This window comes from Salinicola sp. JS01, from assembly GCF_030284585.1.
Lineage (GTDB): Bacteria > Pseudomonadota > Gammaproteobacteria > Pseudomonadales > Halomonadaceae > Salinicola.
Window position 1 is genome coordinate 4409932 of sequence record NZ_CP127244.1, and the last position, 18669, is coordinate 4428600.

Consider the following 18669-nt stretch of genomic DNA (forward strand, 5'->3'; position numbering starts at 1 on the left):
CACTTCTGTCAATACCCTCTCAGGCGCTGACGGCGGTGGTGCGGGGTGCCGGCAGCCAGCGCTTGATCCGTCGCGACAGGCGCTTCTCCACCAGCTCGAAGCTGATCCAGGAGAGCAGCGCGATGATCGGCAGGCAGATCGCCAGGGTGAGATAGGGGCCGAGCCCCAGGCGCTGGGTGAGCAGGTAGTTGCCGCACCACAGCACGATGACATGGAGCAGATAGGTCGAGTAGGACCAGTCGCCCATGCGTTTGAACACCCGGTTGTCGCCGATGTATGGCTCCAGCGCGATGCAGGCGATCACCAGCAGGGCGCTTGGCAGCCCCCAGGCGAAGAAGCGTAGCGCGCCGGAAGGGTCGTCGAAGGCGAGTAGTGCTGCCACGCTGAGCCCGATCAGCAGCAGCGGCCACAGCCGCCCGGTGGGTAGCCCGTGGCGGGCGTAGTAGACGCCGATACCCACGCCGAGCAGGAATTCGAAGATGATCGGGTCGCTATAGAAGCTGCTGATGAAGGGTTGGGGGGCAAACAGCGTATTGATCGCCACGATCGCGATCACCAGCCCCCACAGTCGCCACGGCCGCGCCAGCAGCAACGAGGCGGCGAACACCAGGTAGAACAGCATCTCGAAGTTGAGCGTCCAGCCCACTGGCAGGATCGGGTAGTAGCCGTAGCCGGCCGGGTTCTCGGCAGGGATGAACAGCAGCGATTTGACCAGCCCGATGACACTGAAGCCGTACTCCGGCATCACGTCGCTGGTGAACACGATCACCAGCGCGGTGATTGCGGTATACAGCCAGTAGGCGGGGACGATACGCGCGCAGCGCTGAAGCAGGAACTGGGGCATCGAGAGGCGCTTGCCGCGGGTCGAGACGGTGATCACGAAGCCGCTGATGACGAAGAAGATGTCCACACCCACCTGGCCGCGGGTGGAGAGCAGATACTCGACCCAGTTATCGGCCTGGAAGCCGAAGAACACCTGCATGAAGTGGTGAAAGACGACGATCCACGCCGCCAGGGCGCGCAGCGCCTGAACCGAAACCAGCATCCCGACTTCCTGTCTTCGACCAAAGTTGACAGCTATCCGAGGGGAAACGGCGGCGAAAGTTCGCCGCCGTCACACAGGCTGACAAAATGCTATGTCTGGACAAGTTCTGTGCGGCAAGTTTGCACAGCCGGCGAGGCTCACACCTTGCGCAGTGCCACCTGTTCGACCAGATGATCGCGTCCCTTGCGCAGGATCAGATCGGCGCGCGGGCGGGTGGGCAGGATGTTCTCGCGCAGGTTGCGGCGGTTGATGTCGCGCCACAGCCCCTCGGCGATCTCCAGCGCCTCGGCTTCGCCGATCTGGGCATAGCGATGGAAGAAGGAGTCGGGGTTCTGGAAGGCGGTCTGGCGCAGCAGCTTGAAGCGCTCCAGATACCAGTCGTGGATATGCCGCTCTTCGGCGTCGATGTAGATCGAGAAGTCGAAGAAGTCGGAGACGAACGGCACCATCTTGCCGTCTTCGGGCAGGTCGCGCACCTGTAGCACGTTGATGCCCTCGACGATCAGGATGTCGGGGCGGTCGACGGTCTGGAACTCACGCTCACGCACATCGTAGGTGAGGTGCGAGTAGAGCGGTGCCTGGACGTTGCGCACCCCCGCCTTGATCCACGAGAGAAAGCGCAGCAGCGCGCCGATATCGTAGCTCTCGGGGAAGCCCTTGCGGGTCATCAGGGCCTTGTCCTTGAGCACCGCGTTGGGATAGAGGAAGCCATCGGTGGTGACCAGATCGACCTTGGGGCTCGACGGCCAGCGCGCCAGCAGCTCCTTGAGAATACGCGCGGTGGTCGACTTGCCCACTGCCACCGACCCGGCCAGGCCGATGATGAACGGCGTCTTCTGGGTGTCGTCGATGTCGAGGAAGCGCTTGCGCTGGGCGTAGAGCTGCTGGCTGGCCTCGACGTAGGAGGAGAGCAGCCGTGACAGCGACAGATAGATGCGCCGCACCTCGTCGAGATCGATCGGGTCGTTGAGCGAGCGCAGCCGCTGCACCTCCTCGGAGGCGAGCGTCAGCGGCGTATCGGCGCGAAAGGCAGCCCACTGCTGCGCCGAGTAGAACTGGTAGGGTGAGAACGGGTCCGGTCTCAGTTGGTTCATTGGCTGTCTCTGACCATGATCGTCGAGTCGGCAGGCGGCGCTCAGCCGTCTTCCGGGCACTCATTGTCCGTGGTGTGGCCGGAATCGGCAAACCGCGGTAGCCACATCGGCTGGATGCCGCGGGCGTCCGTCGTACCTTGGGCGACGAAGCCCAGCGCCTGATAAAGGGCGAATGCGGCCAGGTTGTCGCGGAACACATTGAGGGTGACGCAGCGAGCCTGGCGTTGCCGGGCCTGTGCCAGCAGGTGTCGGCACAGGCTGCGCCCCAGCCCCTGACCGCGGCGCTCGGGGGCGACGATGAGCCGGGCCAGGTGCCAGTGGTCGCCCGCCTTGGGCACCAGCTGGCCGAAGGCGACGGGATGCGCGCCCTCGCGCAGGGTGAAGGCGGGCGTGGCGCCGCCGCCGAACTCGCGCCACAGGGTAGCGGGCTCCGGCGGCCAGCAGAGCCCCGGGCCGGCCCAGCGTTCGAGTGCCTGCGGCGAGTCGATCCAGCCGGCGATCACGCGTAGATCGCCCGGCAGCGCCGCACGCCAGCGGCGTTCAGGCATGCGCGGGCTCTGGCAGGGTGACCGCGATATTGTCGATCAGCCGGGTGCGGCCCAGATAGACGGCGCCGAGCAGCCGCGCCGCACCGCTGGCCTGGGGCGCCAGCGGCGTCAGGTGGGCATCACGCAGTTCCAGATAGTCCAGCGTCAGGCCCGCGTCCGTCAGGGCCTGGCGCGCCCGGGCCAGGCTGGTATCGATGGGGTCACCCTCGGCCAGCGCGGCGGCACACTCGCGCAGGCTGCGGTAGAGCGCGCTGGCGCGCTGGCGCTCCTCGGCACAGAGATAGCCATTGCGCGAGGAGAGCGCCAGGCCATCGTCGGCTCGCGCCGTGGCCACACCTTCGACCTGGATCGGGAAGTGCAGATCGGCGACCAGCTTGCGAATCACCGCCAGCTGCTGGAAATCCTTCTCGCCGAAGCAGGCGACGTCCGGCTGGGTCAGATGGAACAGCAGCGAGACCACGGTGGCGACGCCGTCGAAATGGCCGGGGCGGCTGCCGCCGCAGAGCCCCTCCGAGACGCCGGGTACCCGCACCCGGGTCAGACCCTCGAGCCCCTGCGGGTAAAGAGTCTCCACGCTCGGGGCGAACAGTAGGTCACAGCCGTGGCGTTCGAGTTGCTCGCTGTCGGCCGCCAGGGTGCGCGGGTAGCGTGCGAAGTCCTCGCCCGGGCCGAACTGCAGGGGATTGACGAACAGCGTCGCCACCACCACGTCGGCCAGCTCGCGGGCCCGCTCGACCAGTGCCAGATGGCCCGCATGCAGGTTGCCCATGGTCGGTACCAGGGCGATACGCCGGCCGTGACGGCGCTCGCCGTCGAGCCACTCGCGCAGCGGCGCAATGGCGTGCAGGGTGTGCATCAGAAGGTGTGCTCCTCGGCCGGGAAGGTGCGCGCCTTGACCGCCTCGTGATAGGCGCGGAAGGCGTCGGCGATGCTGTCACGGCCACTCAGGAAGTTCTTGACGAAGCGCGGTACGTAGCCGCTGTTGAGCCCCAGCACGTCGTGCATCACCAGGATCTGGCCGTCGACCTCGGCGCCGGCGCCAATACCGATCACCGGTGCGGCGACGGCGTCGCGCACCGCCTTGCCCAGATCCGCCGGCACGCACTCCAGCAGGATCACCGCCGCACCCGCATCGACCAGGCACTGGGCGTCATGGATGATGCGCTGGGCCTGATCGCGCTCGCGGCCCTGGACCTTGAAGCCGCCGAAACGGTGCACGCTCTGCGGGGTCAGGCCGAGATGCGCGCACACCGGCACGCCGCGTCGGTGCAGCTCGTTGACGCCCTCGGCCATCCACGCCTCGCCCTCGATCTTGATCATCTCGGCGCCGGCACGCATCAGGGTGCCGGCGTCGCGCAACAGTTGCGCGGTGTCGACGTTGCTCATGAACGGCAGGTCGACCATCAGCAGGCTCTGGCGCTTGGCGCGGGCCACGCAGGCGGTGTGGTAGCAGAGGTCATCGAGGGTGACCGGCAGCGTGCTGGCGTGACCCTGCAGCACCATGCCGAGGGAGTCGCCCACCAGCAGCACTTCGATGCCGGCCTCATCGGCGCAGCGGGCGAAGGTCGCGTCATAGGCGGTCAGGCAACTGAAGGTATCGCCGCGCGTCTTGAGTTCGCGCAGCGTATTCAGGGTAACGGGCTTCATCACGGTTCTCTCGCAGGTATCGAACGCCGGGTACCTTGGGCGCGGGGCCGAGTGTAAAGCGTTGTTCGGGGGACGCAACACGACATTAGGCTGCCGTCGGTGCGCCGGCGCTCACGCCGGCAGGCGGTGCAGCGGCTGGTGCGTCAGGGCGGCGGCGCGTTCGCTCACCGGGATGCCGTCGAGCACCAGCGTGGGGTCGATCTCGGCCAGGGGTTCGAGCACGAAGCGCCGCGCCAGGCGTTGCGGATGCGGCAGCGTCAGGCGCGGGGTGTGCAGGCTCAGGTCGGCGTAGCTGAGCAGGTCGAGGTCCAGCGTGCGCGGCCCCCAGTGGCGCAGGCGGACACGACGGTGGCGCTGTTCCAGCGCCTGTAGCTGATCGAGCAGCGCCAGCGGCGAGAGGCGGGTGCGCAAGGCCACTACCGCATTGACGAAGTCGGGCTGGTCCTGGGGGCCCACGGGGGCGCTCGCATAGAGCGAGGAGCGCGCCACCAGGGTGCTCAGCGGCAGGACCGCGAGCGCCGCGAGGGCGCGCTCGAGCTGATCGCGCGGTGCCTCGAGATTGCTGCCGAGGCCGATATAGGCCAGCGCGCCGGTGGAATCACTCATCCAGGGTCGGCGGTGCGGCGCGGTTGCTGGGGCGACGGCGCTTGCGCGGGCGGCGGCGCTTGGGCTTGCCGTTGGTGGAGGCCGGGTGGCCACCATCGACCTGCTTCATCAACTCGTGCTGACGGCTCTCGTCGGCGTGCTGGAACTCGGTCCACCACTCGCCCAGCTCAGGCGTGAGCTCGCCGGCCTGCTCGCGCAGCAGCAGGAAGTCGTAGGCGGCGCGGAAGCGCGGATGCTCCAGCGTCTGGAATACCTTGCGCCCGCGCCGGCGCGGCAGGTGCTGCTGGAGATCCCAGATCTCGCGCATGGGGATGCTGAAACGCTTGGGAATCGAGGTGTGCTGGAGCTGACGGCTTATGACCTGCTGTGCCGCCGCCTGCTGGGCGGGGACATCGGGCAGCTCCTGCTCGTGGGCCAAGCGGGCGGTGCGCTGTACCACGCACGGCCACAGCAGCGCAGCGAAGAGGAAGGCCGGGGTGACCGGGCGATCCTCGGCCAGGCGGGCATCGGTGTTGGCCAGCGCCTGCTCGACCAGGACTTCTGCCCAGGGCAGGTCTGCCAGCGCCTCGTCGCTCTCCGGGAACAGCATGGCGTAGAGCCCGAGTTCGCGCAGGCAGCGGAAGCTCTGCACCGCGTGGCCGGAGAGGAACAGCTTGAGCACCTCTTCGAACAGACGTGCCGGCGGAATCTGCAGCAGCAGCGGGGCGAGTTCGCGAATTGGCGCCTCGGTGCCGGCTTCGATGGCGAAATCGAGCTTGGCGGCGAAGCGGGCGGCACGCAGCATGCGCACCGGATCCTCGCGATAGCGCGTCTCGGGGTCGCCGATCAGGCGCAGCAGGCGGCGGTCGAGATCGGCGATGCCGCCGGTCCAGTCGTAGATGCTGAAGTCGCTGACGCTGTAATAGAGGGCGTTGACGGTGAAGTCGCGGCGGATAGCGTCCTCTTCCACGCTGCCCCAGACGTTGTCACGCAGCAGCAGCCCTTCGTCGGACTGCTGGCTGACATTGCCGTCATCGCCCTCGCCGTGGCTGCCGCGGAAGGTGGTGACCTCGATGATCTCGCGACCGAAGCGCACGTGAACGATACGGAAGCGCCGGCCGATGATGCGCGAGTTGCGAAACAGCTGGCGCACTTCGTCGGGAGTGGCGCTGGTGGCGACGTCGAAATCCTTGGGCTGCCGGCCGAGCAGGGAGTCACGGATGCAGCCGCCCACCAGATAGGCGTCGTAGCCGGCGCCATTGAGCCGGTAGAGCACCTTGAGGGCATTCTCGCTCAGATTCTTGCGCGATACGCTGTGCTCGTCGCGGGGGAGCACGATCTGTTGCAGGACCGGTTCGGCGGCGTCGGCGCGGGCGGACTCGGGGCCGAAGAGACTCTTCAAACGTTCACCGGGACGTTGTAGAAAGCGGGAAAATCCTTTGAACATGCGGCGAAGTCGACTCGCGAGATAGCAAAGCCCCAGTGTAGCGGAGCCCCGCAGGCTTGCATAGCGAAGCCCTGGCCATCTGTCCAGCCTCGTCTCCCTGTCTCCGCTGGCTCGAGGGTGAGTCGCGCACGGCAATACCTGCGCACAGCAAAAAGGGGAGGCCATCGGCCTCCCCTCTTAAGCATTTTCTGCAACGTCCATGCCGCTTCTTTTTGTTCGTGATGGCGCATCGCCTTGAATACGCAACACAGTCACCGAGCGGTGGCATCATCGACGCAGGGCATCGCGATACCGCGGGTGGCGACCACCTCGTATTCAAAACAATAATCCAACCACGACAGGCAATGCCTTTTCCCGAGTGTTGTCGTTGTTTCGGGAAGTCTTCGGGTTACGGGGCGCGTTGTTGTTGTTGCCCGGCCTACCGAAGAACGTCGCGTCCTGGTTGCATGCATGACTCGAGGGCGTTGTCGTTGTTGTCCCTCTGGCTGCCTGGAGGCCGTTGTCGTTGTTGTCGCTCCGGCGGCAGCGAGTCGTTCGAGTCGACGCCTGAGTTGTCGTTGTTGGCGTCAGTGCTGTCTTCCTGTCGCAATTGTTATTGTTGGTGCGACCGGTGGATGTCGTTTGTTCTTCTTGTCCAATGTGAGTGCACTGGGCGTGCCATCCCCTGGTTTTTTCTTTTTGATCAATGGGTTAGCTTTTCCCTTGAGGCCAGGTCTTGATCTTGTCGGCCCGTATGCCTGAGAGGGGTGGTTCAAAACGGGGCAGAAAAGCCATCCGATGCTTGTTCTTGGTGCAGAACCCCTCCTGCAATGGCGACAAGGGTGACGCAAAATGACATGAATTGCGCTTAGACCATGGTCGTCAGTCGAAGGGGGTAGACGCGCGCGCCGCCGGTGTTCACGTCAGATCGCGGTAGGCATGGGGTGTCAGCGCCCGTGGGGACCAGGCATCCACCGCCCACGCTAGCTGGGTGGCGACCGGAGCCTGAGACAGCTCCGCAGGAGGGCGCTGGTCGAGCAGCGCGAGCGCCCGGTGGAGCAGCGGGCGCACGGCGGCGTCGTCCAGTGGCAGCGGTGGCGCCAGATTCTGCTTGGAGAGTTTCTGCCCGTCCTCGCCGCGAATCAGTGGCAGGTGCAGATAGCGCGGCTCGGGGTAGTCCAGGGCCTGCTGCAGCTGGCGCTGCCACGGGGTGTTGTCGAGCAGGTCGAAGCCACGCACCACGTCGGTGATGCCCTGGGCGGCATCGTCGACCACCACCGCCAGCTGATAGGCCCACGGGCCATCCTTGCGTTTGACCACCACATCGCCCTGGGTGGTCGGGTCGAGCCGCTGGGTGCCGAACAGCCGGTCCTGCCAGACCACCGGATTGGGGCCGAGGTCGGTGCGCAGGCGCCACGCTTGGGGGCGCTGGGGATGGCGCGGATGCTCGCGGCACCAGCCGGGGTAGTGGCCGAGATGCTGCCACTCCTTGCGCGAGCAGCCGCAGGGGTAGACCCGGCCGGTGGCGGCCAGGCGTTCGAGCGCGGCCTGGTAGGCGTCGTCGCGCCGGTGCTGGAAGCAGATCTCGCCGTCCCAGGTAAGGCCGAAGGCCGCCAGCTGGCGTTGAATGGTCGCCGCGGCCTGGGGCGGGCAGCGTGGCGGGTCGATGTCCTCGATGCGCAGCAGCCAGCGCCCGCCGGCGGCGCGCGCGTCGAGCCAGCTACCCAGGGCGGCGACCAGCGATCCCAGGTGCAGTGGGCCGGAAGGCGTGGGGGCGAAACGACCGATGTAGGGCATCGTCTCTCCATGATGGTCTGGGAAAGCCGGCGTGATGGGAAGCGCCAGCAGAACGGGAAAAACAAAACGGGCACCCGTCGGTGCCCGTCTGCTGCTGGCCCAGGCGATCCATGGACCGCCGAGCTAATTGGCGCGATCAGCCGCCGAGCTGCTTCTCCTTCAGCTCCGCCAGCGTCTTGCAGTCGACGCACAGCGTGGCGGTGGGGCGTGCCTCGAGGCGGCGGATGCCGATCTCGACGCCACACGCTTCACAGAAGCCGTAATCGTCTTCGTCGATCTTGTCGATCGTTTCGTTGATCTTCTTGAGCAGTTTACGCTCGCGGTCACGCGTTCTCAGCTCGAGGCTGAAGCCCTCTTCCTGCGTCGCCCGGTCGGCGGGATCGGCGAAGTTGTTCGCCTCTTCCTGCAGGTGGCGCACCGTGCGATCGACCTCTTCCATAAGATCCTGTTTCCAGCCCAGCAGGATCTCACGGAAGTGCGCAAGCTGCTTTTCGTTCATGTACTCTTCACCCGGTGCCGGCTGGTACGGGGTGAATGCCTTGGGCGCTTCCGTTTTCTTTTCTGCTACTGGCATGGGGCTGCCTCGTTACACAAGTGTCGTGACGCGTGTGATTCGGTCGAGAATCGACCATGGGCAGCATCAGCCGCCGCCCGAAGCCATGCTTGTTTAGCGAAAAAGTTACCGCATTGCAACTAAAGCCGCGCTTTATTTTTGGCCATCGCGACGCTGCGACCGGTATATCGCCGCGCGCCGCGGTGGCGCCATCCAAACGGGGCGGTAGGGGGGAGCCGGCCGCTGCGGCCGGTATCCGTCCTGCCGCGTGTCCCGCTGAGAGGAGTCGATAGAAGATGCCCTGGAGCGATCGCCTGGCGGCGGTAGCGCCGTTTCGTGTCATGCGCCTGCTGGAAGCGGCTCAGGCCCGCGAGGCCGCCGGTGACGACGTCATTCATCTGGAGATCGGCGAGCCCGATTTCCCCTCCCCCGAGGCGGTGGTCGCGGCGGGCCAGCAGGCGCTGGCGGCGGGGCACACCCGCTACACGCCGGCATGCGGCCTGCCGGCGCTGCGCGAGGCGATCGCTGAACACTATCAGCGCTGCCACGGGGTAACACTCGACCCGCGTCGGGTGATCGTCACCCCCGGCGCTTCCGGGGCGCTGCTGCTGGCCAGTCAGCTGCTGGTGCAGCGCGGTGACCGAGTGCTGATGGCCGACCCTACCTATCCCTGCAACCGCCACTTCATGGCGCTGGCCGAGGCCGCGGTGGACTGTGTTCCGGTCGGTCCGGAGAGCGGCTGGCAGCTCGATGCGGCGCTGCTCGCGCAGCACTGGCAGCCCGCCACGCGGCTGGCGATGCTGGCCACGCCTTCCAACCCCACCGGCCATATGCTGTCGGCGTCGCAGCTTGCGGCGGTGGCGCAGACGGTGGCGGCACGCGACGCGGCGCTTTTGGTCGACGAGATCTATCAGGGGCTGTGCTACGACGTCGCGCCGGTCTCCGCGGTGAGTGCGGCGCCGGAGGCGTTCGTGGTCAACAGCTTCTCCAAGTTCTTCGGCATGACCGGCTGGCGGCTGGGCTGGCTGGTGGCCCCCGAGGCCGCGGTGGAGCCGCTGTCGCGGCTGGCCCAGAACGTTTTCCTGGCGCCGCCGACCCTCTCCCAGCACGCCGCCCTGGCTGCCTTCTCGCCCGAGTGCCTGGCCCAGTTGGAAGCGCGCCGCGCCGAGCTGCAGCTGCGTCGTGATGCGCTGCTCGCAGGGTTGGCGCGGCTCGGCCTGGCGCCGGCGCAACCGCCCCAGGGCGCGTTCTATGTCTGGCTCGACGTCTCCGCCCATACCGACGACAGCGAGGCGTTCTGCCGCGCACTGCTCGAGGAAGAGAACGTGGCGATCACCCCGGGCACCGACTTTGCCGTGCGCGGTGGGGGCCACCATGTGCGGATCGCCTTCACCACCGGGGTGGCGCGGCTGGAAGAGGCGGTCGCGCGCCTCGAACGCTTTCTGACCCGGCGGGGGCGCGGATGAGCCAGGTCGAGACTCAGTCCCGGATCGAGCTGGTGCCCGGCACGCTGCTGCGCCGCTACAAGCGCTTTCTGGCCGATGTGCAGCTCGATGACGGCCGCGAGGTGGTGGCGCACTGCCCCAATACCGGGTCGATGCGCGCGGTGAACGTGCCCGGCTGCCGGGTGTGGCTGTCGCCGAGCACCAATCCGGCACGCAAGCTGGCCTGGACCTGGGAGCTGATCGAGCTGCCGGACGGTCAGGGCGGGGTCGACTGGGTGTCGGTGCATACCGGGCGTGCCAACGCCCTGGTGGCGGCGGCACTGCGGGCCGGACGCGTGGCGCCGCTGGCCAACCTCGTGCGTTTGACGCCGGAGGTCAAGGTCGAGGGCGCAAGGCTCGACTTCCGCCTCGACCTGGCCTCCGGTGACGCCTGCTACGTCGAGGTCAAGCAGGTGACGCTGAAGGAGCGCGACGGCCACGGTTACTTTCCCGATGCGGTGAGTGAGCGCGGGCGGCGCCATCTCGATGCGCTGGCGACACTCGCTGCCGCGGGCCAGCGCAGCGTGCTGCTGTTCTGCGTGGCGCATACCGGCATTCAAGACGTGGCGCCAGCGGCGCATCTCGATCCCGCCTACGCCGCGCGGCTACGCGAGGTGGCCGATCAGGGGGTGGAGGTGCTGGCCTATGGCTGCGACCTGCGCCAGGCCGAGGGCCGGCCGCTAGGCATGCGCCTGGTGCGCCGGCTGGCGGTCGATCTCGAACGTCGACTGCCGCCGTCGGACGACTGACGCCGAGCGAGCACCCACTAGCGGCCGCGGCAGACTCGGAAGATCGCCGTCTCGCCAAACAGATTGGGCCAGCGCCGCGAGGTCCAGTGTGGCTGGTGATCGGCGCTGCCCACCGCTTCGTCGGCGATGCGTACGCCCTTTTCACGGCACAGGTTGGCGAAGTCGCGGAAGGTCGACAGGTGGATGTTGGGGGTGTCGTACCAGGCGTGGGGCAGCGAACGCGACACCGGCATGCGACCGCGCAGGCTCAGGTGCAGGCGGTGCTTCCAGAAGGCGAAGTTGGGAAAGGCGATGATGCACTCCGGGGCCACTCGCAGCATTTCGACCAGCATGCTGTCGGGTCGCCGCAGCGCCTGCAGGGCCTGGGTCATCACCACCACGTCGAAGGCGTCGTCGTCGAAGTTGCCAAGGCCGTCGTCGAGGTTCTGCTCGATCACGTTGACCCCACGGCGCAGGCAGGCGGCGAGCCCCGCCGGGTCGATCTCCAGCCCGTAGCCGGTGACCCCCTTGCGCTGGCCCAAGGTGTCCAGCAGGGTGCCGTCGCCGCAGCCGAGGTCGAGAATGCGGGCGCCTGCGGGCACCCAGTCGTAGATCAGTTCGAGATCGGCGCGCATCAGCGACTCTCCCCGCAAATATCGGCATGAACCCGCTGCATGAAGCTGCCGAACACCGCCTGGTAGTGGTCGTTGGGCAGCAGGAAGGCGTCGTGCCCATGGGGCGAGTCGACGTTGACGTAGCTCACCGCCTTGCCCGCGCGCAGCAGGGCGTCGACCAGCTCGCGCGAGCGCGCCGGGGCGAAGCGCCAGTCGGTGGTGAAGCTGATCACCAGATAGGGGCAGGCGACCGGAGCCAGCGCCGCGGCGAGATCGCCGTCGTGCTGGCCGGCGGGGTCGAAGTAGTCCAGCGCCTTGGTCATCAGCAGGTAGGTGTTGGCATCGAAGCGGGTCGAGAAGGTGTCGCCCTGGTGGCGCAGATAGGATTCGACCTGGAACTCGACGTCGTAGCCGAAGTTGAGCTGGTCGCTGCGCAGGTCGCGGCCGAAGCGCGAGCCCATCGAGTGCTCCGAGAGATAGGTGATGTGGCCGATCATGCGCGCCAGTTTCAGCCCCAGCTTGGGGATCGCCTCGCGTTCGGCGTACCAGCCGTCGAAGAAGTCGGGGTCGGAACGAATCGCTTGGCGCGCGACCTCGTTGAAGGCGATGTTCTGGGCCGAGAGGCGCGGCGTGGCGGCGATCACCACCGCATTGGCGACCCGCTCGGGGTAGGCGATCGTCCACTGCAGCGCCTGCATGCCGCCGAGGCTGCCACCGACCACCGCGGCGAAGCGGTCGATGCCGAGGTGATCGGCCAGGCGCGCCTGGCTATGCACCCAGTCGGCCACGGTGAGCACCGGAAAGGTGGGCCCCCACAGCCGCCCGGTCTCGGGGTTGACACTACCCGGCCCGGTGCTGCCGTGGCAGCCGCCGAGGTTGTTGAGCGAGACGACGAAGAAGCGGTCGGTGTCGATTACCTTGCCGGGGCCGATATAGGCATCCCACCAGCCGGGCTTGCGCTCGTCGGCGCCATGGTAGCCGGCGGCATGGTGGTGGCCGGAGAGCGCATGGCAGATGAGCACGGCGTTGCTGCGCTCGGCGTCGAGCGTGCCGTAGGTCTCGTAGACTAGCTCGAAGCGCGCCAGGGTCTTGCCGCAGGCGAGCGGTAGCGGCGTGTCGAAGGTCGCGGTCTGGGGCGTGACCAGGCCGACCGAATCGGGCGGGAAGGAAGCGGACATGAAACGCGGAGGTCTCCAGAATCAGCGGGGCAGACGACCGCCACCCGGGCACAGCGTGCGACCGGGGGCGGTGGCGGCGTTCAGAATCCGACCAGGGCGCCCGGCAGGCCGGCGGCGCGGGCGAGTGCGCCGACCAGCAGGCTGTCGAGCAGGTTGATGGCGATGAAGACCACGATCGGCGACAGGTCGATCATGCCCAGCGGCGGGATGACCCGGCGCACCGGGGCCATGATCGGCTCGACGATCTGCATCACCAGCAGCGCGCCGGGATGGCTCGCGCGGGGTGCTACCCAGCTCAGGATGATCATGATGATCAGGGCGAAGAAGTAGATCTTCAGAATGGCGTTGAGCACCCCAGCGATGGACGCGAGCAGGATGCCCTGCAGCGGCGGCATGCCGAAGCCGGCGAACTGGAAGATGGCGATGATCACGATCGCCTTGAGCAGAAAGCCGGCGAACAGGGTGGCGATGTCGATCCGCCCGAGCGGGCGCAGGAACTTCTGCAGCGGCGCCACCACCGGCTGGGTCGCCTTGACGATCCCCTGGCTCATGGGGTTGTAGTAGTCCGCCTGCGAGAACTGCAGCAAGAAGCGCAGCATGAGGACGAAGAGGTAGATGCTGGCGAGGCTGTTGACCAGCATCAGACCGGCGCTTCCAAGATGACTGCCCATCGAATGATCTCCTAGTGATTCGGCAACTTCAGTTCTGGCTCAGTTCACGTGACAGCTCGCGGGCACGCTCTGCGGCGGCCTCGGCGGCCTCGGCCACGATGCGCGGTAGCTCGGCATCCTGGAAGCTCTGGATGGCGCGCTCGGTGGTGCCATTGGGCGAGGTGACGCGGCGGCGCAGCTCGGCCGGCTCGAACTCGCTCTCCCGCGCCATCTTGGCCGCGCCAAAGACCGTCTGCAGCGCCAGCCGACGCGCGCTCTCCGGTGCCAGCCCCAGCGTGATGCCGGCGGCTTCCAGCGATTCCATGAACAGGAAACAGTAGGCCGGGCCGCTGCCGGAGACGGCGGTCACGGCATCGATCTGTGCCTCCTCCTCGACCCACTCGACCAGCCCCACCGCCCCCAGCAGTTCGCTCGCCAGGCTGCGCTGGGCAGCGTCGACGCGGGCATTGGCATAGAGACCGCTGGCGCCGGCGCCCACCAGTGACGGGGTGTTGGGCATGCAGCGTATCACGGCCAGCTCGCCGCCCAGCCACTGCTCCAGCGTGGCCGCCTCGAGCCCGGCGGCCACCGATACGATCAGCGGGCGGCGCGCCTGCACCGCCTCACGCAGCGACAGGCACAGTTCGCGCATCATCTGCGGCTTGACCGCGAGCACCACCACGTCGGCCTCGGCCACTGCGGCGAGATTGTCGCGGGTGGTGTGGATCGGATACTGCGCGGCGATGGCGTCGAGGCGCTCCTGGCTGCGCGAGGTGGCAGTGATGGCGGCGGCCGGATAGCCGCTGTCGAGCATGCCGCCGAAGATGGCGCTGGCCATGTTGCCAGCACCGATGAAGCTAATGTGGCTGGCCTGGGATGAGTCGGTCATGACGAAATCCTGTATCGCAGCGAAGAAAAGGGTGGCCTCACGGCCGGGCGCCGGCGGTAGGGCGGCTGCCGAAGAGTGCGGTGCCCAGGCGTACCAGCGTGGCACCTTCGGCGACGGCGGCTTCGAGGTCACCGCTCATGCCCATCGACAGGGTATCCAGCGGCGCCTCGGGGAAGCGTCTGCGCAGCGCCTCGAAGGCCTCGCGCACGGCGCGGAAGGCGTCGCGCTGACGGGCCGGGTCGTCGCTCGGCGCCGGCAGTGCCATCAAGCCGCGCAGGCGCAGGTTGGGCAGCGCCAGCAGCGCCTCGGCCAGGGCCGGCAGCGCCTCGGCGTCGACGCCGGCCTTGCTCGCCTCGCCGCTGACATTGAGCTGCAGGCAGACGTTGAGCGGGGCGAGCGTCGGCGGGCGTTGATCCGACAGCCGGCGCGCGATCTTCTCGCGCTCGACGCTGTGGACCCAGGCGAAGTGCTCGGCGACGTCGCGGGTCTTGTTCGACTGCAGGGCGCCGATGAAATGCCACTCGATATCGTCGAGCGCGGCCAGTTGGGCCTGCTTCTCCAGCGCCTCCTGCAGATAGTTCTCGCCGAACGCGCGTTGACCGGCGTCATAGGCCTGACGCAGCATGGCGGCAGGCTTGGTCTTGCTGACGGCCAGGATGCGGGCGGCCTCGGCGGGGCGCCCCGCGGCCTGCAGGGCAGCCTGCAGGCGCTGGTTGGCCGCGTGAAGGGACTGGGGCACCGACGCTTCTGGCATACTAGACAGCGACCTTATGCAGGGGATCGTATAAAAGCCCATGGATATTACCGAACTGCTGGCGTTCTCGGCAAAGCAAGACGCCTCGGACCTGCACCTCTCGGCGGGCCTGCCGCCGATGATTCGCGTCGATGGCGACATGCGACGTCTCAACGTGCCGGCGCTCGACGACAGCCAGGTCAGGCGGCTTATCTATGATGTGATGAACGATCGCCAGCGGCGCGACTTCGAAGCCGACCTGGAAGCCGATTTCTCGTTCGAGGTGAACGGCGTGGCCCGCTTCCGGGTCAATGTCTTCACCCAAGGGCGCGGTGCCGGTGCGGTGTTCCGGATCATTCCCAGCCTCGTGCGTTCGCTCGAAGAGCTCGATCTGGGCGATGTGTTCCGGCGCCTGGCGATGCTGCCGCGGGGGTTGGTGCTGGTCACCGGCCCGACCGGTTCCGGCAAGAGCACCACGCTGGCGGCGATGATCGACTACATCAATAGTCATCGCCAGGAGCATATCCTGACCATCGAGGACCCGATCGAGTTCGTCCACCAGAGCAAGCGCTGTCTGATCAACCAGCGCGAGGTGCACCGTGACACCAAGGGCTTCGCGCCGGCGCTGCGCTCCGCTCTGCGCGAGGACCCGGACGTGATTCTGGTGGGTGAGCTGCGCGACCTGGAGACGGTGCGTCTGGCGCTGACCGCCGCCGAGACCGGGCACCTGGTCTTCGCTACCCTGCATACCACCTCGGCGGCCAAGACCATCGATCGTATCATCGATGTCTTCCCCGGTGACGAGAAGGGCATGGTGCGCTCGATGCTGTCGGAGTCGCTGCAGGGGGTGATCTCGCAGACGCTGCTCAAGCGTGCCGGCGAGGGCGGCGGTCGTGTCGCCGCGCACGAGATCCTCCTCGGCAACTCGGCGATCCGCAATCTGATCCGCGAGGGCAAGGTGGCGCAGATGTACTCGGCGATCCAGACCGGTGGCAATCTGGGCATGCAGACCCTGGATGCCGCGCTCGCCCGACTGGTCGCCGATGGCTTGGTCTCGCGTCAGGAAGCGCAGGCCAAATCCCGTACAGGGTTCGAGAGCTAGTGCCGGGAGGCCACCGACACCGCTGCCCGGTGAGCGCGGCGGGCCCCGGGCCTGTCGCAGCCGTTTTTTCGTTCAGGACTCGTCATGACGCCGCACCAATGGTTTGAACAGCTTCTCGATATCATGATCGCCAAGCAGGCCTCCGACCTGCTGATTTCCACCGGCGCACCGCCCTGTCTCAAGCTCGATGGCAAGCTGGTCGCGCTGGGTGACGTGCCGCTGCGCCCCGAACAGGTGCGCGAGCTGGTGGCGACCACCTTGCCGCCAGGCGGGCGCGAGGATTTCGAGCGCGAGCATGAGGCCAACTTTGCGCTCAGCTTGAGCGGCAAGGGGCGGTTCCGGGTCAGTGCCTTCTTCCAGCGCAGTCAGCAAGCGATGGTGGTGCGCCGCATCGCCTATGACATTCCAGCGCTCGAGAGCCTGGGGCTTCCCGAGGCGGTCGCCACGCTGCCGACCATCCGGCGCGGCCTCATACTGGTGGTCGGGGGGACCGGCAGCGGCAAGTCCACCACCCTGGCGTCGATGATCCAGCACCGCAACCGCACCAGCGGTGGGCATATCATCTGCATCGAAGACCCGATCGAGTACATGCATCCACATCAGCGCGGGATCATCAATCAGCGCGAGGTGGGCATCGACACCGAGTCCTACGAGATCGGCCTCAGGAATGCGCTGCGTCAGGCGCCGGACGTGATCGTGATCGGCGAGATTCGCAGTCGCGACACCATGGAGCTGGCACTCGCCTTCGCCGAGACCGGGCATCTGTGTCTCGCCACACTCCACGCCAACAACGCCGACCAGGCGGTGGAGCGGATCCTCAATCTGTTCCCGTCCGAGCGCCACGACCAAGTGTGGATGGATCTGTCGCTCAACCTGCGCGCCGTCGTGGCTCAGCAACTGCTGCCACGGCGCGATGGCGAGGGGCGCTGTCTGGCCACCGAGGTGATGCTGCAGTCGCCGCTGATCAGCGAGCTGATCAGGCGCGGCGAGATCAGTGAACTCAAGCCGCTGATCCGGCGTTCGCGGGAGCTGGGCATGCAGACCTTCGATCAGTCGCTCTACGCCCTCTATAGCCAGGGATTGATCGATGAGCGCGTTGCGCTCTCTCACGCCGACTCCGCCAACGATCTGCGCATGCTGATCAAGTATGGCGAAGCGGGGGCGTCGGGCGAGGCTGGCGGCGAGACTGGCGAAGGCCGGTTCACCCTGGCCGACGACGACTGAACCACCGCTGGCCGCGGCTCAACGGCACCCCGGAGTCATGCTACTATTGCCGCCTTTCAAGACCGATGGCGTTTGGAGTGGAGACGGATACGATGAGCGAGGTCGCCGAGGCGCTGGCACTGATCAAGCGGGGCACGCAGGAAATCCTGGTCGAGGAGGAGCTGGTCAAGAAGCTCGAATCGGGCCGCAAGCTGCGTATCAAGGCCGGGTTCGATCCCACGGCACCCGACCTTCACCTGGGACATAGCGTGCTGCTGACCAAGATGCGTCAGTTCCAGGACCTGGGTCACGAAGTGATCTTCCTCATCGGAGACTTCACCGGACGTATCGGCGACCCTACCGGCAAGAACGTCACCCGCAAGCCGCTCACCGAAGAAGAGGTCAAGGCCAACGCCCAGACCTATCGTGAACAGGTATTCAAGATCCTCGATCCGGCCAAGACCGAAGTACGCTTCAATGCCGAATGGTTCGGTCAGATGTCAGCGGCGGACATGATCGAACTCGCCGCCCAGAGCACCGTGGCGCGCATGCTCGAGCGCGACGACTTCGAGAAGCGCTACCGCGCAGGGCAGTCGATCTCGATCCACGAGTTTCTCTATCCCCTGGTCCAGGGCTACGATTCGGTCGCCCTCGAGGCGGACGTCGAACTCGGCGGTACCGATCAGAAGTTCAATCTGCTGATGGGGCGCGAGATCCAGAAGCACTTCGGTCGCGAGCCGCAGGTGGTCATCACCATGCCGCTGCTCGAAGGGCTGGATGGCGTCAACAAGATGTCCAAGTCGCTCAACAACTATGTCGGCGTGGACGACGCCCCCGGGGTGATGTTCAACAAGCTGGTATCGATGCCCGACAGTCTGATGTGGCGCTACTTCGAACTGCTGTCGCTGAAGTCCAACGACGAGATCGAGGCGATTCGCCGTGATATCGAGCAGGGGGCCAACCCGCGCGACATCAAGATGACCCTGGCGCGTGAGCTGATCGCCCGCTACCACGGCGACGAGGCCGCGGCCAATGCCCACCGTTCCGCCGGTAACCAGCTGGCGGACGGCGAGCTGCCCGAAGACCTGCCCGAGGTCGAGGTGAGCTTCGACGGCGCAACCGAAGCCCCGATCGCCGCGGTGCTCAACCGCGCCGACCTGGCCACCAACAGTGCCCAGGCCAAGGATATGCTCAAGAACGGCCGGGTGAAGGTCGACGGCGAGGTGGTCGCGCCGAATGCTCTGCTGGCCACCGGCAAGAGTTACATCATTCAGGCCGGCAAGAAGCGCTACGCCCGCGTCACCCTCGGCTGATCGTTTCCGCCGCGTCCCTATAACGCCCGCCCTGTGCGGGCGTCATGCATTTCTGGAGGCGGCGCCGGACCGCCTGGTCA

General features: G+C 66.9%; 19 protein-coding genes. 5 read left to right on the forward strand and 14 right to left on the reverse strand.

Features of this window, described 5'->3' with window-relative positions:
* Positions 1-19 precede the first annotated feature (19 nt).
* The 9 genes from QO259_RS20135 to dksA all read right to left on the reverse strand — a co-directional run bounded on the left by QO259_RS20135 (position 20) and on the right by dksA (position 8716).
* Positions 20-1045, reverse strand: coding sequence for an acyltransferase family protein (locus tag QO259_RS20135; protein WP_285951334.1), 1026 nt, complete (start codon positions 1043-1045; stop codon positions 20-22).
* 137 nt (positions 1046-1182) lie between these two features.
* Positions 1183-2139: a type I pantothenate kinase gene (coaA, locus tag QO259_RS20140; RefSeq protein WP_207036180.1), complete on the reverse strand. Its 957-nt coding sequence runs from the start codon at positions 2137-2139 to the stop codon at positions 1183-1185.
* 41 nt (positions 2140-2180) lie between these two features.
* Positions 2181-2687 carry a GNAT family N-acetyltransferase gene (locus QO259_RS20145; protein ID WP_285951335.1) on the reverse strand — a complete coding sequence of 169 codons (507 nt, stop codon included), beginning with the start codon at positions 2685-2687 and terminating at the stop codon, positions 2181-2183.
* Positions 2680-3543, reverse strand: a complete 864-nt coding sequence (gene panC, locus QO259_RS20150) for a pantoate--beta-alanine ligase (RefSeq protein WP_285951336.1) — start codon at positions 3541-3543, stop codon at positions 2680-2682. Before panC ends, QO259_RS20145 begins: the two co-directional genes overlap by 8 nt.
* Positions 3543-4334 carry a 3-methyl-2-oxobutanoate hydroxymethyltransferase gene (panB, locus tag QO259_RS20155; RefSeq protein ID WP_285951337.1) on the reverse strand — a complete coding sequence of 264 codons (792 nt, stop codon included), beginning with the start codon at positions 4332-4334 and terminating at the stop codon, positions 3543-3545. Before panB ends, panC begins: the two co-directional genes overlap by 1 nt.
* Before the next feature lie 111 nt (positions 4335-4445).
* Positions 4446-4940 (reverse strand): 2-amino-4-hydroxy-6-hydroxymethyldihydropteridine diphosphokinase, encoded by a 495-nt coding sequence (gene folK / locus QO259_RS20160; protein ID WP_285951338.1) that lies wholly within the window; start codon positions 4938-4940, stop codon positions 4446-4448.
* Positions 4933-6366: a polynucleotide adenylyltransferase PcnB gene (gene pcnB, locus QO259_RS20165; RefSeq protein ID WP_285951339.1), complete on the reverse strand. Its 1434-nt coding sequence runs from the start codon at positions 6364-6366 to the stop codon at positions 4933-4935. The genes folK and pcnB overlap by 8 nt, the downstream gene beginning before the upstream one ends.
* A gap of 897 nt (positions 6367-7263) precedes the next feature.
* A complete protein-coding gene (gene gluQRS / locus QO259_RS20170) occupies positions 7264-8142 on the reverse strand; it encodes a tRNA glutamyl-Q(34) synthetase GluQRS (RefSeq protein WP_285951340.1) in 879 nt (292 codons plus the stop codon).
* 136 nt (positions 8143-8278) lie between these two features.
* The gene (gene dksA, locus QO259_RS20175) at positions 8279-8716 is read right to left on the reverse strand and encodes an RNA polymerase-binding protein DksA (protein ID WP_035476187.1); all 438 of its coding nucleotides are present in this window, start codon (positions 8714-8716) and stop codon (positions 8279-8281) included.
* Between the two features lie 275 nt (positions 8717-8991).
* Here dksA and QO259_RS20180 point away from each other — a divergent pair, with 275 nt between their 5' ends.
* The gene (locus QO259_RS20180; RefSeq protein WP_285951341.1) at positions 8992-10161 is read left to right on the forward strand and encodes an aminotransferase class I/II-fold pyridoxal phosphate-dependent enzyme; all 1170 of its coding nucleotides are present in this window, start codon (positions 8992-8994) and stop codon (positions 10159-10161) included.
* Complete coding sequence (gene sfsA / locus QO259_RS20185) at positions 10158-10928, forward strand: DNA/RNA nuclease SfsA (protein WP_285951342.1); 771 nt, start codon at positions 10158-10160, stop codon at positions 10926-10928. Before QO259_RS20180 ends, sfsA begins: the two co-directional genes overlap by 4 nt.
* Positions 10929-10945: 17 nt before the next feature.
* Here the strand turns inward: sfsA and metW are convergent, their stop codons facing one another.
* From metW to QO259_RS20210, 5 genes are all read right to left on the reverse strand, one after another.
* On the reverse strand, positions 10946-11542 hold the full coding sequence (gene metW / locus QO259_RS20190; RefSeq protein ID WP_035476190.1) for a methionine biosynthesis protein MetW: 597 nt from the start codon (positions 11540-11542) through the stop codon (positions 10946-10948).
* On the reverse strand, positions 11542-12699 hold the full coding sequence (gene metX / locus QO259_RS20195) for a homoserine O-succinyltransferase MetX (RefSeq protein ID WP_285951343.1): 1158 nt from the start codon (positions 12697-12699) through the stop codon (positions 11542-11544). Before metX ends, metW begins: the two co-directional genes overlap by 1 nt.
* An 80-nt stretch (positions 12700-12779) precedes the next feature.
* Positions 12780-13370: a YggT family protein gene (locus tag QO259_RS20200; RefSeq protein ID WP_207036164.1), complete on the reverse strand. Its 591-nt coding sequence runs from the start codon at positions 13368-13370 to the stop codon at positions 12780-12782.
* A 28-nt stretch (positions 13371-13398) separates the two neighbouring features.
* Complete coding sequence (gene proC / locus QO259_RS20205; protein WP_285951344.1) at positions 13399-14238, reverse strand: pyrroline-5-carboxylate reductase; 840 nt, start codon at positions 14236-14238, stop codon at positions 13399-13401.
* Between the two features lie 37 nt (positions 14239-14275).
* A complete protein-coding gene (locus QO259_RS20210; RefSeq protein ID WP_285951345.1) occupies positions 14276-14992 on the reverse strand; it encodes a YggS family pyridoxal phosphate-dependent enzyme in 717 nt (238 codons plus the stop codon).
* A gap of 40 nt (positions 14993-15032) precedes the next feature.
* Between QO259_RS20210 and QO259_RS20215 the strand changes: the two genes are divergently transcribed.
* From QO259_RS20215 to tyrS, 3 genes are all read left to right on the forward strand, one after another.
* A complete protein-coding gene (locus QO259_RS20215) occupies positions 15033-16073 on the forward strand; it encodes a type IV pilus twitching motility protein PilT (protein WP_285951346.1) in 1041 nt (346 codons plus the stop codon).
* Positions 16074-16157: 84 nt separating this feature from the next.
* Positions 16158-17297 (forward strand): PilT/PilU family type 4a pilus ATPase, encoded by a 1140-nt coding sequence (locus tag QO259_RS20220; protein ID WP_285951347.1) that lies wholly within the window; start codon positions 16158-16160, stop codon positions 17295-17297.
* A gap of 92 nt (positions 17298-17389) precedes the next feature.
* The gene (tyrS, locus tag QO259_RS20225; RefSeq protein ID WP_285951348.1) at positions 17390-18589 is read left to right on the forward strand and encodes a tyrosine--tRNA ligase; all 1200 of its coding nucleotides are present in this window, start codon (positions 17390-17392) and stop codon (positions 18587-18589) included.
* The last annotated feature ends 80 nt before the right edge of the window (positions 18590-18669 follow it).

What these genes read in the sequence shown, in the direction of transcription:
- QO259_RS20135 (WP_285951334.1), bottom strand. Translation starts at nt 1,045, where the DNA reads ATGCTGGTTTCGGTTCAGGCGCTGCGCGCCCTGGCGGCGTGGATCGTC.
- coaA (WP_207036180.1), bottom strand. Translation starts at nt 2,139, where the DNA reads ATGAACCAACTGAGACCGGACCCGTTCTCACCCTACCAGTTCTACTCG.
- QO259_RS20145 (WP_285951335.1), bottom strand. Translation starts at nt 2,687, where the DNA reads ATGCCTGAACGCCGCTGGCGTGCGGCGCTGCCGGGCGATCTACGCGTG.
- panC (WP_285951336.1), bottom strand. Translation starts at nt 3,543, where the DNA reads ATGCACACCCTGCACGCCATTGCGCCGCTGCGCGAGTGGCTCGACGGC.
- panB (WP_285951337.1), bottom strand. Translation starts at nt 4,334, where the DNA reads ATGAAGCCCGTTACCCTGAATACGCTGCGCGAACTCAAGACGCGCGGC.
- folK (WP_285951338.1), bottom strand. Translation starts at nt 4,940, where the DNA reads ATGAGTGATTCCACCGGCGCGCTGGCCTATATCGGCCTCGGCAGCAAT.
- pcnB (WP_285951339.1), bottom strand. Translation starts at nt 6,366, where the DNA reads ATGTTCAAAGGATTTTCCCGCTTTCTACAACGTCCCGGTGAACGTTTG.
- gluQRS (WP_285951340.1), bottom strand. Translation starts at nt 8,142, where the DNA reads ATGCCCTACATCGGTCGTTTCGCCCCCACGCCTTCCGGCCCACTGCAC.
- dksA (WP_035476187.1), bottom strand. Translation starts at nt 8,716, where the DNA reads ATGCCAGTAGCAGAAAAGAAAACGGAAGCGCCCAAGGCATTCACCCCG.
- QO259_RS20180 (WP_285951341.1), top strand. Translation starts at nt 8,992, where the DNA reads ATGCCCTGGAGCGATCGCCTGGCGGCGGTAGCGCCGTTTCGTGTCATG.
- sfsA (WP_285951342.1), top strand. Translation starts at nt 10,158, where the DNA reads ATGAGCCAGGTCGAGACTCAGTCCCGGATCGAGCTGGTGCCCGGCACG.
- metW (WP_035476190.1), bottom strand. Translation starts at nt 11,542, where the DNA reads ATGCGCGCCGATCTCGAACTGATCTACGACTGGGTGCCCGCAGGCGCC.
- metX (WP_285951343.1), bottom strand. Translation starts at nt 12,699, where the DNA reads ATGTCCGCTTCCTTCCCGCCCGATTCGGTCGGCCTGGTCACGCCCCAG.
- QO259_RS20200 (WP_207036164.1), bottom strand. Translation starts at nt 13,370, where the DNA reads ATGGGCAGTCATCTTGGAAGCGCCGGTCTGATGCTGGTCAACAGCCTC.
- proC (WP_285951344.1), bottom strand. Translation starts at nt 14,238, where the DNA reads ATGACCGACTCATCCCAGGCCAGCCACATTAGCTTCATCGGTGCTGGC.
- QO259_RS20210 (WP_285951345.1), bottom strand. Translation starts at nt 14,992, where the DNA reads ATGCCAGAAGCGTCGGTGCCCCAGTCCCTTCACGCGGCCAACCAGCGC.
- QO259_RS20215 (WP_285951346.1), top strand. Translation starts at nt 15,033, where the DNA reads ATGGATATTACCGAACTGCTGGCGTTCTCGGCAAAGCAAGACGCCTCG.
- QO259_RS20220 (WP_285951347.1), top strand. Translation starts at nt 16,158, where the DNA reads ATGACGCCGCACCAATGGTTTGAACAGCTTCTCGATATCATGATCGCC.
- tyrS (WP_285951348.1), top strand. Translation starts at nt 17,390, where the DNA reads ATGAGCGAGGTCGCCGAGGCGCTGGCACTGATCAAGCGGGGCACGCAG.